The following is a 14,838-nucleotide window of genomic DNA, read 5'->3' as shown; positions in this document are numbered from 1 at the left end:
CACGCGGCCACACAACCCGGGAGATGCCTGCCATGAAAGAGTTGCCTACGCCCACGCTGGATATTTCGCCGCTTGCGCGGCCACGGGGGTCGCTTCATCCGGGCTCCGATGGCGCTGCTTGGCCGCTGGTGGGCGCGCAGGCGTCCAAACCCACGCCGGCCGGTATCGAGGTTTCGTGGGCCCGGCATCTGGACGAAGTTCGCGCCGCGCAAAGATTGAGATACAGCGTTTTCGCCTCTGAGATGGGGGCTCGGCTGCCGCAGACCGTGCCCGGACACGACGTCGATTTGTTTGACGATTTTTGTGAACATCTGCTGGTGCGCCAGGTGGACAGCGCCGAGGTGATCGGCACCTACCGCGTGCTGACCCCAGCGCAGGCCAGGCGCGTTGGCAGCACCTACAGCGATACCGAATTCGATCTCACCCGCTTGCGCCATGTGCGCAGCCGCATGGTCGAGCTGGGCCGCAGTTGCGTGCACGTCGAGCACCGGCACGGCGGTGTCATCATGGCCCTGTGGGGGGCGCTGGCCGAGTTCATGGTGCGCAACCAGCTCGACACCATGATCGGCTGCGCCAGCATCCCCATGCAGCACGAAGGTGCGCACGGTTTGATCGGCGGCGGTCATGCCGCCGCCAGCATCTGGCGCCAGGTGAAAGAAAAGCATCTGGCACCGATCGATTTTCACGTCCGTCCACGCCTGCCGCTGCCGGTCGAGCAGCTCGACGATTCACTGGTCGTCGAGCCACCGGCCCTCATCAAGGGCTATTTGCGTCTGGGTGCCAAGGTGCTGGGGCCGCCGGCCTGGGACCCGGATTTCAACGCGGCCGATCTGCCGATGCTGATGCGCATTGCCGATTTGCCGCCGCGCTACCGCAAACACTTTTTGGGGGTCTGATGGGCAGCGCATTTGATGCCCTGGGTGGCTGGGCAGCCAAGTCCGGTTTTGCAGAAGGCATCGAACGCACCCATGACACGCCCGAGTGGGACGCGGATGAGGGCAGCGACGCTGGAGCCGACCCGCATGAGCGCCCCCGTTATCGAGCTGTTTTCATCTCCGACCTGCATCTGGGTACGCCGGCTTGTCAGGCCAAGCCCTTGCTCGAATTCCTCAAGCAACACCCCAGCCAGATGCTTTATCTGGTGGGTGACATCATCGACGGTTGGCAGTTGCGTCGCAAGTGGTACTGGCCGCAGGCGCACAACGATGTGGTGCAAAAGCTGTTGCGCCGCGCACGCAAAGGCTGTCGCGTGGTGTTCGTGCCGGGCAACCACGATGAGTTCGCGCGCCAGTTCGACGGCCATAACTTCGGCAGCATCGAGGTGGCGAATGAAATTGTCCACACCACGGCCGACGGCCGTCGGCTGTGGGTGGTGCACGGTGACTATTTCGACGGCGTGATCCAGTGCGCCAAGTGGTTGGCCTACCTGGGCGACAACCTCTACGGCCTCACCTTGCGGCTCAACCGCCACCTCAATTCCCTGCGCGCGCGGCTGGGTCTGCCGTACTGGTCGCTCTCGCACTACCTCAAGCACCGGGTCAAGAAGGTGGTCAGCATCGTGTCCGACTTCGAGCGCGCCGTCGCCGCCGAGGCCAGGTCCAGGGGTTATCAGGGCGTGGTGTGCGGCCATATTCACCACCCCGAGATGCGCAGCATCGACGGCACGCTGTACTGCAACGACGGCGACTGGGTCGAGAGCCGATCGGCGCTGGTCGAGCACTTCGACGGTCGACTCGAATTGCTGCATTGGAAGTTGCTGCCCACAGAAGAACAGCGTGCGGCAGAGCTGACACGCCTGGAGTCGCAACGTGACCTCGTTTGAGAAATAAGCCAGCAGTCGAGTCCAGCATGAAAATCCTTATCGTCACAGACGCCTGGCAGCCCCAGGTCAACGGCGTGGTCACTACGCTGCTGGAGTTGGTGCGCCAGACGCAGGCGCTGGGGTACGCGGTGGACGTGATCCAGCCTGGCCAGTTTCGCACCCGGCCCTGCCCGGGCTACGCGGGCATCGACCTGGCCCTGTTTCCCGGCTCCGAACTCGTGCGCCTGATGGATCAGGCGCAGGCCGACGCGATCCACATCGCCACCGAAGGCCCGCTGGGCTGGGCGGCGCGGCGTTATTGCCTGCGCCGCAAGCTGCCGTTCAGCACCGCTTTTCACACCAAGTACCCGGAATACGCGACGGCGATGCTCGGTGTGCCCACCTCTTGGGGTTACGCGCTGCTGCGCCACTTTCACCGCCCCAGCAGCGCCATTCTGGTGCCCACCGCAGGGGTGCTCCAGATGTTGCATCAGCGCGGTTTTCCCCATTTGAGGGCCTGGACGCACGGAGTCGATACGCAGTTGTTTGCGCTGGCAGAGCAGGCCAGCAGCTGCCGGCTGCTGGGGCCACTGGCGCGGCCGGTCAGTTTGTTTGTGGGGCGCGTGTCGGCAGAAAAGAACATTGAAGCCTTTTTGGCGCTGGACGTGCCGGGCAGCAAGGTGGTGTGCGGCGTCGGTCCGCTGGAAGCCGCGCTGCGCAGCAAATACCCCAACGTGCACTGGCTGGGTTTGCTCAAGCCTGTGGAGCTGGCGCAGGTCTACGCCGCAGCCGATGTGTTTGTTTTTCCCAGTCGAACCGATACCTTTGGGCTGGTGATGCTGGAGGCAATGGCTTGCGGGCTGCCGGTGGCAGCCTATCCGGTCGACGGTCCGCTGCAGGTGGTCGGTTCCGGCGGGGCGCTCGACGTCGATCTGCGCCAGGCTTGGTCGCAAGCGCTTAAAATCAACCGACGCCAGGCGCGCCAGCGCGCTTTGATGTTCGACTGGCGCGCGGTGGCCGAGCTGTTCGTCTCATTTTTGGTGCCGCGCCAACATCCGGTCCATGATGCACCCTCGCCGTCGGCACTGCTGGAGTCGCCGCGTGTGAAAATAGCGCACAAGCATCCCCCCTTCGTTGAATGAGCGCTGAAGTGGCCCGGCCCGTTCTGGGTCGAAAGCGAGTGGGGTGGGGCGCAATCGACAAAATTCATGAGTTCCACCGCACACAACGGCCGCCTGCATTTTCTGGATCGAGACCAAAGCATCTTGGCTTTCAATGAGCGGGTGCTGAGCTGGGCTCGAAAGCCCGGCGTCCCGCTGCTCGAGCGGCTGCGCTATCTGAGCATCGTCTCCAGCAACCTGGACGAGTTTTTCGAAGTGCGCATGGCGCTGCACCTGAGCGCACGCAAGTCCAACGAGCAAAGCGGTCTTTACTCGGTGCAGACGTACGACCGGGTCTCGGCCCAGGTGCAGGTGCTGGTGGCGCAGCAATACGCCATTTACAACGACGAATTGCTGCCGCTGCTGGAGAAAAAAGGTATCAAGCTGGTCGAGCACGGCGAGCGCAATCTGCGCCAGCGCCGCTGGGTCAAGGACTACTATGTGCGCGAGGTGCAGCCCTTGCTGCTGCCGGTGGGGCTGGATCCGGCGCATCCGTTTCCGCAGGTGGCCAACAAATCGCTCAACTTCATCGTGCGGCTGGTCGGAAAAGATGCTTTTGGGCGCGAAAACGAAATCGCCATTGTCAAGATCCCGCGCGTGCTGCCGCGTTTCTTGCGCATGCCGCCGGTCAACGGCTCGCGTCAGACGCACTTTGTCTCCATCGCCAGCCTGATGCGTTCGCATCTGGCCGACTTGTTCCCGGGGCGCTTGGTGACCGAGTTTTCGCAGTTTCGCGTCACCCGCCATTCGGACCTGGCGGTGGACGAGGAAGAGGTGAAAAATCTGCGCACGGCGTTGCGCATCGGTTTGCAGCAGCGGCACTACGGAGAGGCCGTGCGGCTGGAAGTCGCGGCCGGCTGCTCCGAGCACTTGTCGCACTTTCTGCTGGAGCAGTTTGCCTTGCCCGAGCAGGCCTTGTACCGCGTGCCGGGTCCGGTCAATCTGGTGCGGTTGAATCAATTGATCGAACAAATCGACGCGCCTGCGCTGCGCTTTGAACGCTACAGCCCCGGCTGGCCGGCGCAGCTTGCGCCGGGTCAGTCCTACTTCGACCGGCTGCAACACGGCGACGTCTTGATCCACCAGCCCTATGAGAGCTTCGACGCGGTGCTATCGTTCTTGCGCGAAGCCGTGCAAGACCCCCGGGTGTTGGCGATCAAACAAACGATTTACCGCACCGGCGCCAAGTCTGAGCTGATGGACTTGCTGCGGGAAGCGGTGCGCCGCGGCAAGGAAGTCACGGCGGTGGTCGAGCTCAAGGCGCGCTTTGACGAAGAAGCCAATATCAATTACGCCGAGCGCCTGGAGTCAGTTGGCGCCCAGGTGGTGTATGGCGTGGTGGGTTTGAAGACACACGCCAAGATGCTGCTGGTGACGCGGCGCGAAGAGGGCTCTTTGCGGCGCTACGCCCATTTGTCCACCGGCAACTACAACCCCGGCACCGCCAGGCTCTATACCGACCTGAGTTACCTGACGGCAGATGATGCCCTGACCGCCGACCTGGAGCAGGTTTTTTTGCATCTGGCCAGCCAGAACCGCCTGGCACGCATGAACAAGGTGCTGGTGGCGCCGTTTCACCTGCACCGCGCCATGCTGGAAAAGGTCGAAGCCGCAGGGCTGGCTGCCAAGGCTGGCAAGCCGGCGCTCATCGTCCTCAAAATGAACGCCCTGACCGACGAACCGCTGGCGCGGGCGCTGGTGGGGGCCTCACAGCAAGGGGTGAAAGTCGACCTGATTGTGCGCGGGGCCTGTATCTTGCCAGCTCAGGTGCCCGGCGTGAGCGACAATCTGCGCGTGCGTTCCATCATCGGGCGCCTGCTCGAACATTCCCGGGTGTTTTATTTCTCGGTCGACGGGCAGGAGGAACTGTGGTTGTCGAGTGCTGACTGGATGAACCGCAACATGCTGCGCCGGGTGGAGCTGGCATGGCCGGTGACCGACCCGGCACTGCGCCAGCGCATCGTAGACGAGTGCCTCACACTCTACCTGCAGGACAACAAAGACGCTTGGCTGCAGCAACCTGGTGGGGGGTATCTGCCGGCGGCGGCTGCAACCAGTGGTCGGGGCCGGGTCGCGCTGCATTCGGCGCAGGCCACGCTGATGGCGCGCTACGGCAGCAAAGCTTGATCAGGAGGGCAGTGGCATGGATTTGATTCTCTGGCGTCATGCGCAGGCGCAGGACCACCCCGATACCTTGTTGGGCCGGCAGGGCGACGCCCAAGATCTGGCGCGCCGCCTGACGCCGCGCGGTGAGAAGCAGGCGGCGCGCATGGCGGCCTGGCTTGATCTGAAGCTACCGCAAGCCGCCCGCATCTATGCCAGCCCGGCGCAGCGTACCGAACAGACCGTGCGCGCGCTCGGGCGCAAGTACAAACTGTGCGAAGAACTGGCGCCTGAAGGTGACCCGCTGGCCCTGCTCGAGCTGGTTCAGTGGCCGCACGGCAAGTTGCCGGCGGTGGTGGTCGGTCACCAGCCTACGCTGGGCCGGGTGATTGCGCGCCTGCTCAGCTTGAGCGAAGAGGATTGTGCGGTCAAAAAAGGGGCCATCTGGTGGCTGCGCGACCGCAACGATGACGGCCAGACCGTGCTGGTGACGGTTCAGACGCCGGAAATGCTATGACGGGTGCATAGACTCGAGAGTGCACCGCCACCGGGCCTGGGTGAGCGGCGTGGCAGACAGCGTCACACCGTTTTGTCACCTGGCGTCGCCGGTTCCCGTCGGTTGGCCGCTTTGCGCGCCGCTGCCGGCTTTGCAGCAGGCGAGGCCGCTGCTGGCGGCGCGGCAGCCGGGGCTGGGCTGGTCTGATCGGTTTTTGCTTGGACGGCTGGCTTCAGCGCTGCTTTCACCACGGGTTTGCGGGCGGCTGTTTTTGCTTCGCCTGTTTTGCTCGGGCGCCCCGTTTTCAGTGTCGGCACGCCAGCCAGGGCAGCTTTGAAGGCGCCCTCATCAAGGCCTTGCAGCAGCAGCAAGCCGGCACGAAGCAGCTCGCTTTTTTTGACCGAGGTGCCGAGCGCGACGGCGCGCGTTTTCAGGCTGTCGATGGCGGCAAACTCTTCTTTGGGGATGGTGAAGCTGTCGCGCACCAGTTTGGATTTCTTCGGGCCGGGCTTGTTGTCGGAAATGGTCATGTGGGTGCTCCCGCTGAGGTTTAATAACAAATGGGATAAACAGTTTATATCGTTCTTCAGGATTGTCAACGGGCTGCTCAACGAATTTCGGCGCTGAACGTCCAATCCGATTTCTGCCATGCCAGCACTTCTTCGCTCAGCAGCCAGGCCGACTGCGGGAAGCGTTTGGCCCAACCCGCACGGGTACTCAGGCTGAAACAGCCCGTCTGGTAGCGCAGGCTGACCGACTCGTGCTCGGGCATGCGCCGCGCATGGCACAGCAGCACCGCTAGGCGCAGACACATCAGTTGTTTGACGAACAATTCCTCTGCGAGCAAGCTGCCGAGCTTGCGCAGCTTGCCGCGCTGGCCCAGCACCAATTGGCTCATGCGGTGCAGCTCCGAGCATGAAAACCCGGGTGCGTCGACGTGATCCAGAATGTAGGCACCGTGGTGGTAGGCGGCGTCGTGCGAGATGTGGGTGCCGATTTCATGCAATTGCGCGGCCCAGGCCAGCTTGCGCGAGTAGGGATCGTTTTGCGCATCGACCTGCGCGACCTGGGAAAACAGCGCCCGACTCACGTTGCTGACGCGCTGCGCCTGCGCCTGATCGACCAAAAAACGCTCGCCCAGCCAGCGTACGGTGCGTTCGCGCACGTCGGCGCCGTCGGTCTCGCGATCGATCAGGTCGAACAGGGCGCCCTGGCGCAGGGCGCCTTCTGCGGGCAGCATTTTATCGATGCCGAACAAATCAAAAATAGCCCGCAGCACGCTCACGCCGCCACACAGCACCGGGCGCCTGTCGTCGCGCAGGCCATCGAGCCGGACTTGATCAACGTGACCAGCCTTGGTCAAGCGATCGACCAGCCAGTCCAGACCGCAGCGGCTGACTTCACCCGGCGCCCAGCCAGCCGCTGCGAGCAAGTCGGCCACGGCACTGACCGTTCCCGAGGAGCCGTAAGCCAAGTCCCAGGAAGCGGGGCTGAAAATCTCCAGCGCTTCGTCCAGCACCGCCTGCGCGGCGATCTCGGCGGTCTGGAAGGCGTTGTGAGCGATGACGCCAGCAGGAAAATAGCGGCCCGACCAGGCCACGCTACCGAGTCGATACGACTCCATCTTGTGCGCCGTGAAGTCCTGACCCAGAATCATCTCGGTCGAGCGGCCGCCGATATCGACCACCAGCCGCCGCTCGTGGGATTGCGGCAGCAAGCGCGAGACGCCCTGATAAATCAAACGGGCTTCTTCGTGACCAGACACCACCTCGATGGAAAAGCCCAGGATCGATTGGGCGTTGCGCAGAAAATCCTGCCGGTTTCTGGCTTCTCGCAGGGTTTGGGTGGCGACGACACGCACCTGGTGCTTTTTGAAGCCGTGCAGCCGCTCGGCAAAGCGGGCCAGGCATTCCCAGCCGCGCTCCATCGCCGCTTGGCTGAGATTTTTCTCGGCATCGAGCCCATTGCCCTGGCGCACCGGCTCTTTGATGTATTCGACCCGTTCGATGTGGCCCGAATGGTAGCGGCCGATCTCGAGCCGAAAACTGTTGGACCCCATGTCGATGGCGGCCAGTAGGGTTCCGTTATCCATGTGCAATCTGCTCAGACCGACGGGGACTGAGGGAGCGTCCTTCTGGGGACAGTGCACGGATTGTGCCGCATCCGGTGGCGGTGTCTGAGGACGCACGGCGTCAACCCGCCGTGAACGAGGCCGCAGCCGCAGCGCTGACACCGGATTTATGACAGCAAGAAAAGTTGTCATAACATTGACACATGCAAACCGTAGATTCGGTCACTTCGTGGAGCGTCGTTGTGACGCGGGCAAACGGTTTGCATGCTATGCGGCCGATCCGGTTCTTGCCCCTCCCGTCGAAATTCGACAACGAAAATCACAGAAAGCTTTGCCTGACATGAGTGACAAACACATTTCCAGTCAGTTCGACGCCGAGCTCAACGCCATCTCGACCCACGTGCTCGAGATGGGCGGTCTGGTCGAATCCCAGTTGCAGCAGGCGCTGCACGCGCTGGTGCACATGGATAGGGATGCGGCCGACCAGGTGCTCGAACTCGAGCCCAGAGTCAATCAGATGGAGGTGTACATTGACCGCGAGATCATCTCCACCATCAGCCGGCGCCAGCCGATCGCGCGCGATTTGCGTTTCCTGATGGCGATCGCGCGCACGACCCAGAACCTCGAACGCGCCGGTGACGAGGTCGCGCGCATTGCCCGCATGGTGAAATCGATTCTGCAAAGTGGTTCTGCCCGCGGGCTGCCCAATTCCGAGTTGCGGGTGGCGGCAGATTTGGCCGCCGGGCTGCTGCGCAAGTCGCTGGACGCTTTTGCCCGGCTCGACGTCGCCATGGCCGTCAGCATCCTCAAGGAGGATGACCGGATCGACGTCGAGTACGACGGTTTCCTGCGCAAGCTGATCACCTACATGATGGCCGACCCGCGCACCATCTCGGCCGGCATGGATTTGCTGTTTCTGGCCAAGGCGATCGAGCGGGTCGGGGACCATGCCAAAAACATCGCCGAACAGATTGTTTTCGTCGTCAAGGGTGAGGACATTCGGCACAAGCCAGCCGATCAAGTAGACGCGGTGACTCGATGAGAAAGTTGCCGCGCGTGCTGGTGGTCGAAGACGAGCCCTCGATCGCCGAACTGATTGCCGTCAACCTGCGGCACAACGGCTTTGCGCCCACGGTGGTATTTGACGGCGCAGCCGCCCAGCGCGAGGTGGACGCGGTTTTACCCGACGTGATTTTGCTCGACTGGATGCTGCCCGGCGAGAGCGGCGCGGCACTGGCGCGCCAGTGGCGCAAGAATGAGCGCACCAAGACCGTGCCCATCCTCATGCTCACCGCACGCAGCGACGAGTCCGACAAGGTGCAGGGCCTGGACGCCGGCGCCGACGACTACATCACCAAACCGTTCTCCACCCAGGAATTGCTGGCACGCATTCGCGCCGTGCTGCGCAGGCGCGCGCCCGAGATCGTCAACGATACGGTGCAGGTGGGTGAGTTGGTGCTGGACGCGGCCACTTATCGCATCACCTTTTGCGGCACCGAACTCAAGGTTGGCCCGACCGAGTTCAAACTCTTGCACTACCTGATGAAGCACGCCGAGCGGGTGCATACGCGCGGCACGCTGCTCGACAAGGTCTGGGGCGATCACGTTTTTATCGAAGAACGCACGGTAGACGTGCATGTCAAACGCCTGCGCGAGTCGCTCGGAGAAGCCGCCTGCATGATAGAGACCGTGCGCGGCGCTGGCTACCGCTTGACCGGCAGCAACGGCAACTCCCGTCCAGCACCAGGCTCCTCGCTCAGCACCGCCTGATCTTGGGATGATTCGCCGTGCCAGCGAACTGTTGCTGCTGGTGTCCTTGGGTGCGCTGTGGGGCTGGTACGCCGACTCGACCCTCTGGGCCGTCTTCGGTGCCCTGCTGGGCAGCCTGATCTGGAGCTTGCTCGACCACCTGCGCGCGCGCCGCTTGCTCGACTGGCTCAACAAAGCCGAGGCCAGCCGGGCACCCGAAATGTCCGGGGTCTGGCGTGAGCTGACCGAGCGCAACCGCAAGATCATCAAGAAACTGGAAAAAAAGGCGCAAAACAGCGACGCTCGGCTGGAGGAATTTCTGGCGGCGATCCAGTCTTCACCCAACGGCGTGGTCTTGCTCGACGCCGCCGGGCGCATCGAGTGGTCGAATCTGACCGCCGCCGCCCACCTCGGTTTTGATCCCCAGCGCGATCTCGGTCAGTCCGTGCGCCATCTGGTTCGCGCGCCTGTTTTCGCGAGCTATCTGGCCCATGCCGATTTCGGCCGCGAAATCCAGATCGACGGCCCAGGGCCGCGGCCTTCGCAGCCGTCCCAGATTTCCTTGCAAATTCACCCCTACGGAAAAAAGCGCAAGCTCATGCTCACGCGCGACGTCACGGCTTTGCAATGGGCTGAGGCCATGCGGCGCGATTTCGTCGCCAATGTATCGCACGAAATTCGCACCCCGCTGACCGTGCTGAGCGGTTTCGTTGAAACCCTGCAGACCATAGAGCTCGAAGAAGCCGACCGTGTGCGCTACCTCGCGCTGATGAGTCAGCAGGCGCAGCGCATGCAAACCCTGGTCAGTGACTTGCTCACGTTCTCCCGCTTGGAGGGCAGTCCGCCGCCAGGGCTGGGTCAATGGACAGACAGCGAGGAATTGCTGGCGCAGGTGCTGCAAGAAGCGCAGGGCTTGTCACAGGTGCTTGCCCAGCCGGTACACGATATTCGAGCCGTTGCAGCGCCCGCCATCTGGATCGCAGGCGCCAAGACCGAGTTGCTCAGTGCCCTGTCCAACCTGCTGAGCAACGCCGTGCGCTACACGCCCGGTGGCGGCCAGATTGTGGCTGGCTGGCGCTTGCGCCCGGATGGATGGGCTGAGTTTTTTGTCACAGATACCGGGCCCGGTATTTCGTCCGAGCACTTGCCTCGTTTGACCGAGCGTTTTTATCGGGTCGATCGCAGCCGCTCGCGTGAAACCGGCGGCACCGGCCTGGGGCTGGCGATTGTCAAACACGTCGCGCAGCGCCACGGCGGCCTGATCGATGTGCAAAGCGTGCTCGGTCAGGGGTCGACCTTTGTCATCTCGCTGCCGCCGACGCGGGTGCGGCCGCACCCGCTGGCCTAAAGCCGCTGCTCAATCGCTTGCGCGCCGGTAGACCAGCAAGCGCTCCCGGTCGTCGTTGCGTCGGCCGACCGTGCTCACATAAGTCCATTGCCGGTAGTCGCTGCGCTGCACCAGCATATCTCGCTGCGCTGGCGCAAGCACCAGCGTCAGGCACGGCGTTGCTGCGCTGCCCTTGCTGCGCCGCAAGTCCAGGCCGCCGTGGTATTGCAGCGCCGCGATCTGCGCTGGAGACAGACCTTTGACCAACACACAGCTCTGCGGCGGCACCAGCGCGGCAATGCGGCGCACCGCTGGCCCATAACTCAGGCCGAAATCGAGCAGCGGCAGCCACAGCGTCATCAGCAGCAGCCAGCACAGCGTGCTGCCGGCCGCCGGCAACACCAGACTTTTCCAAATCTGATCGCGGTGGCGCCACATCCGCCAGGCCACCAGCCCCAGCCAGGCGGCGCTGGCCAGTGCGGCCGGAACAAACAGCAGCCAAGAGAACTCGTGCACGAAATTCGGTGCCAGCCGGGCCACATTGGCAGCCGGTCGGGCCGGAACGCCGGTTTGTATGGCCAGCCAGATGACCCAGATGATGAAGGCACAGGCGGTGAAAAAAACAAGCGTGAACCAGTCAATCAGCGCCGCCATGCTGCGCCGCAGTGTCGGCAGGGCAAATGCCGCCAGCGCTGCCAGTGCCGGCAGCGCCAGCAGCAGGGCGCGGTCGCGCTCGTTTGAGAGGGCGCTGAGCGCCACGCCGACCAGTGCAACCCACAAGGGCAGGGCCAGATGGGGCTCTAGCAACTGGCGGCGCCAGCGCCACAGGGTCCAGAGCACCAGCGGCCAGGCCGGCCAGGAAAACCACAGCAGCAGCCGGGCCCAGCGCAGCCAGTGCTCGGGCGAAAAGTCGATTCTCGGTTGCGGCAGCGCTGCCAGGCCGGCCCCGATGGCGCTGGCGACGACCAACAACAGCACCCCGGCTGACCAGTACAAGAGATCAGGCGGTGTCGGGTTGACTTCGATGGCCTGATGGCGCGGCCGCCGGCGTGCCAGCCAGATCGCTCCCAGCAGGCCGCTGCCCAGAACCGCGCTGAGCCAGATGCCGCCGCTCAAGGTCAGACCGAGCGCGGCCAGTCCCCAGGCTGCCAGCGCATGCACCGGCTGGCGCTCAGTCTGATGCGCCAGGCGGGCCGCCGCGTACAACATCAGCGCCACCAGCGACAGACGAACCAGATCGGGCGTGGTTTCGTGCGCGAGTTGCGCCAAGCCTAGGCAGGCCAGCAGGGCCAGCAGGCCGGCGTCGGCCAGCGCACGCGCGTAATCGGCTGGTCTGGCCTCGCCGCCAAACGCGAAACTCACCGGCTGTGCCGCCGGTTGGCGCGCCAAGTGGTAGACGGCGTACCAGGTACACGCCAGGGTCAGCGCCAGCAACAGCGCAAACGGGATGCGGGCTGCCAGGTGAGACGAGAAAAAAGGCAGCAACTCGATCGCCACGGCGCCCAGCCAGTAGGGCAGGGGGCCGGATTCATCGACCGCCAGGCCAAGCAATTGAGGCTGCCACCAACTGCTGCGCCCCGCCGCCATTTCCAGCATGACGCCAAACGCGGTGACGTCGGCGTCTTTCCACGGCTCGCGCCCCAGAAATCCGGGCAGCACATAAGCGGCGCAAAACAGGATCAGTGCCAGCCGGGGCAGGCGGCGCACGGCCGCTTGGCTGACAATCGCTGGGGTGGCGGGGGTGGGAGGATTCACTGCGGGAAATGTACAGGGCGAAACCGCAAAACTGTACTTTTAGCTGCGCTGCCAGCAGCCGACGGTAAAAAAAAACAGCCGGAATCAGCGGCTGTTTTTTCAGAGGCCCACCAGAATGCAGTGGCTGCGGCCGTCTTACTTGGTGCTGCTCGTCTTGCTGTAGCGGTTGCGAAAACGTTCGACGCGCCCGCCCATGTTGTCCACGCTCTTTTGTGTTCCGGTGTAAAACGGATGCGATTCGCTCGAGGTGTCGAGCTTGTAGAGCGGCAGTTCGCGACCGTCTTCCATTTTGATCATCTCTTTCGTGTTGGCGCAGGAGCGCGTGACGAATTTGAAGCCGTTGGACAAATCAACGAAGCAGACTTCACGGTATTTGGGGTGAATGCCGTTTTTCATGGCGAATCTTTCTGTTTCAAGCGTGGTAGCCGCAGGCCAGCGGATTTGTTGGCTTGGCCAATGTACTTGCCACAAGTTGCAAAGCCTCTGATTCTATCAGGGTGCAAGACCGTAGCGCGGGTCAGCCGGGTCAGCCGCCGCGACGCATCATGTCGAAGAACTCGGAGTTGTTCTTGGTCGACTTCATGCTCTTCAAGACCATCTCCATCGCCTCGATCTCGTCCATGTTGTACATGAACTGGCGCAGGATGCGAGTCTTTTGCAAAATCTCCGGCTGCAGCAGCAGTTCTTCGCGGCGCGTGCCGCTGCGGTTGAGTTGTATCGAGGGGAAGACGCGCTTTTCATAGAGGCGGCGATCGAGGTGGATTTCGCAGTTGCCGGTGCCCTTGAACTCTTCAAAAATCACCTCGTCCATGCGGCTGCCGGTATCGATCAGCGCGGTGGCGATGATGGTCAGCGAGCCGCCTTCTTCGACCTTGCGCGCCGCACCGAAAAAGCGCTTGGGGCGCTGCAGGGCGTTCGCGTCGACGCCGCCGGTCAGCACCTTGCCCGAGGACGGCAGCACGTTGTTGTAGGCGCGCGCCAGCCGGGTGATCGAGTCGAGCATGATGACCACGTCTTTTTTCAGCTCGACCAGCCGCTTGGCGCGCTCTATCACCATCTCGGCCACGTGCACGTGGCGCGCGGCCGGTTCGTCAAAGGTGGAGGCGATCACCTCGCCGCGCACCGTGCGCTGCATTTCGGTCACTTCTTCCGGGCGCTCGTCGACCAGCAGCACCATCAGTTCGACATCTGGGTGGTTGGCGGTGATGGCGTGGCAGATGTGTTGCATCATGACCGTCTTGCCGCTTTTGGGCGGCGCAACGATCAGCGCGCGTTGGCCGCGACCTACCGGGGCAATGATGTCGATGATGCGACCGGTGATGTTTTCTTCGCTCTTGATGTCGCGTTCCAGCCGCATCTGCTCCTTCGGGAACAGCGGCGTCAGGTTCTCGAACATGATTTTGTGCTTGTTGTCCTCTGGCGGCAAGCCGTTGATCTTGTCGAGCTTGTTAAGCGCGAAGTAGCGTTCGCCGTCTTTTGGAATGCGCACCTCGCCTTCTATCATGTCGCCGGTGTGCAAGTTGAAACGGCGGATCTGACTGGGCGAGATGTAGATGTCGTCGGTGCTGGCGGTGTAACTGGTGTCGGGCGCGCGCAGGAAGCCAAAACCATCGGGCAGAACTTCGAGCACCCCGTCTGCATTGACCAATTCGCCGCCCTTGGCGCGCTTTTTGATGATGGCAAACATCAACTCCTGCTTGCGCATGCGGCCGGTGTTTTCAATCTCAAGCGCCTCGGCTTGCTTGAGGACTTCAGACACGTGCAGCGCCTTGAGTTCGTTCAGGTGCATGGAATTCGCTCCAAACAACTCCGGTGCTGGAGTCGGGTAAAAAATCGAGGGGGTGGGGGCGCTGATTTCCGGTTGCCGGACAGGGCGCGATGCGATGGCCGGTCGCGGATTGACCGGTAACGGTGCGAATTATGACAGGAAAAATGCGGCCGGCAAACCGCTCTGCTGCAAGCGGCTCTGGCCTTTGACTCGGGTGTAGGGCCAGAGCCGGCGCGCGGCAATCAGGCCAGATGCTGATCGATGAAAGCCGTCATCTGTGACTTGCTCAAGGCGCCAACCTTGGTGGCATCGAGCTTGCCGTTCTTGAAAATCATCAAGGTGGGAATGCCGCGGATGCCGAACTTGGCCGGCACCTCGCGGTTGTCGTCCACGTTCATCTTGGCCACCAACAAGCGGCCGTTGTAGGTGCCGGCGACGTCGTCCAGGATAGGGGCGATCGTTTTGCAGGGACCGCACCATTCGGCCCAGAAATCAACCAGCACGGGCAGGTCGGCATTGAGCACGTCGGCTTGGAAACTGGCATCGGAAACATATTTGATCAGGTTGCTGGCCATGATTCGTCCTAACTGCATTGAACGGGGAGGTTA

14 protein-coding genes are annotated in these 14,838 nt (G+C 62.9%); 8 read left to right on the top strand and 6 right to left on the bottom strand.

Going from position 1 to position 14,838, the window contains the following annotated elements; genetic code table 11:
- The first annotated feature begins 32 nt into the window (after positions 1-32).
- The 5 genes from EST26_RS03605 (at position 33) to EST26_RS03585 (ending at position 5,581) form a co-directional block, all read left to right on the top strand.
- A complete protein-coding gene (locus EST26_RS03605; RefSeq protein WP_291065525.1) occupies positions 33-896 on the top strand; it encodes a GNAT family N-acyltransferase in 864 nt (287 codons plus the stop codon).
- On the top strand, positions 896-1,822 hold the full coding sequence (locus EST26_RS03600) for a UDP-2,3-diacylglucosamine diphosphatase (protein ID WP_291065524.1): 927 nt from the start codon (positions 896-898) through the stop codon (positions 1,820-1,822). Before EST26_RS03605 ends, EST26_RS03600 begins: the two co-directional genes overlap by 1 nt.
- A 26-nt stretch (positions 1,823-1,848) precedes the next feature.
- Positions 1,849-2,943 carry a glycosyltransferase family 1 protein gene (locus EST26_RS03595; protein WP_291065523.1) on the top strand — a complete coding sequence of 365 codons (1,095 nt, stop codon included), beginning with the start codon at positions 1,849-1,851 and terminating at the stop codon, positions 2,941-2,943.
- 66 nt (positions 2,944-3,009) lie between these two features.
- Entirely contained in the window at positions 3,010-5,088 is a 2,079-nt protein-coding gene (gene ppk1 / locus EST26_RS03590) for a polyphosphate kinase 1 (RefSeq protein ID WP_291065522.1), read from the top strand.
- 16 nt (positions 5,089-5,104) lie between these two features.
- Positions 5,105-5,581 carry a histidine phosphatase family protein gene (locus EST26_RS03585; RefSeq protein ID WP_291065521.1) on the top strand — a complete coding sequence of 159 codons (477 nt, stop codon included), beginning with the start codon at positions 5,105-5,107 and terminating at the stop codon, positions 5,579-5,581.
- Positions 5,582-5,643: 62 nt separating this feature from the next.
- Here the strand turns inward: EST26_RS03585 and EST26_RS03580 are convergent, their stop codons facing one another.
- Positions 5,644-6,210 (bottom strand): hypothetical protein, encoded by a 567-nt coding sequence (locus EST26_RS03580; protein WP_291065520.1) that lies wholly within the window; start codon positions 6,208-6,210, stop codon positions 5,644-5,646.
- Complete coding sequence (locus EST26_RS03575) at positions 6,168-7,652, bottom strand: Ppx/GppA phosphatase family protein (protein WP_291065519.1); 1,485 nt, start codon at positions 7,650-7,652, stop codon at positions 6,168-6,170. Before EST26_RS03575 ends, EST26_RS03580 begins: the two co-directional genes overlap by 43 nt.
- Positions 7,653-7,971: 319 nt before the next feature.
- Between EST26_RS03575 and phoU the strand changes: the two genes are divergently transcribed.
- From phoU to phoR, 3 genes are read left to right on the top strand one after another with little or no spacing between them, the layout of a single operon-like run.
- On the top strand, positions 7,972-8,673 hold the full coding sequence (gene phoU, locus EST26_RS03570; protein WP_291065518.1) for a phosphate signaling complex protein PhoU: 702 nt from the start codon (positions 7,972-7,974) through the stop codon (positions 8,671-8,673).
- A complete protein-coding gene (gene phoB, locus EST26_RS03565) occupies positions 8,670-9,401 on the top strand; it encodes a phosphate regulon transcriptional regulator PhoB (RefSeq protein ID WP_291065517.1) in 732 nt (243 codons plus the stop codon). Before phoU ends, phoB begins: the two co-directional genes overlap by 4 nt.
- 7 nt (positions 9,402-9,408) lie before the next feature.
- Entirely contained in the window at positions 9,409-10,728 is a 1,320-nt protein-coding gene (gene phoR, locus EST26_RS03560; RefSeq protein WP_291065515.1) for a phosphate regulon sensor histidine kinase PhoR, read from the top strand.
- A gap of 9 nt (positions 10,729-10,737) precedes the next feature.
- Here phoR and EST26_RS03555 read toward each other — a convergent pair whose 3' ends face one another.
- The 4 genes from EST26_RS03555 to trxA form a co-directional block, all read right to left on the bottom strand.
- Positions 10,738-12,462, bottom strand: coding sequence for a hypothetical protein (locus EST26_RS03555; RefSeq protein WP_291065513.1), 1,725 nt, complete (start codon positions 12,460-12,462; stop codon positions 10,738-10,740).
- Between the two features lie 135 nt (positions 12,463-12,597).
- Positions 12,598-12,858 carry a type B 50S ribosomal protein L31 gene (locus EST26_RS03550; RefSeq protein ID WP_291065511.1) on the bottom strand — a complete coding sequence of 87 codons (261 nt, stop codon included), beginning with the start codon at positions 12,856-12,858 and terminating at the stop codon, positions 12,598-12,600.
- 130 nt (positions 12,859-12,988) lie between these two features.
- Positions 12,989-14,251, bottom strand: coding sequence for a transcription termination factor Rho (rho, locus tag EST26_RS03545; protein ID WP_291065509.1), 1,263 nt, complete (start codon positions 14,249-14,251; stop codon positions 12,989-12,991).
- Positions 14,252-14,472: 221 nt separating this feature from the next.
- Positions 14,473-14,805, bottom strand: a complete 333-nt coding sequence (gene trxA / locus EST26_RS03540; protein ID WP_291065508.1) for a thioredoxin TrxA — start codon at positions 14,803-14,805, stop codon at positions 14,473-14,475.
- Between the last annotated feature and the right edge of the window lie 33 nt (positions 14,806-14,838).

This window comes from Hydrogenophaga sp. (assembly GCF_014773545.1).
Classification (GTDB): Bacteria; Pseudomonadota; Gammaproteobacteria; order Burkholderiales; family Burkholderiaceae_C; genus Hydrogenophaga.
This window is presented reverse-complemented; position numbering and strand designations above follow the sequence as displayed.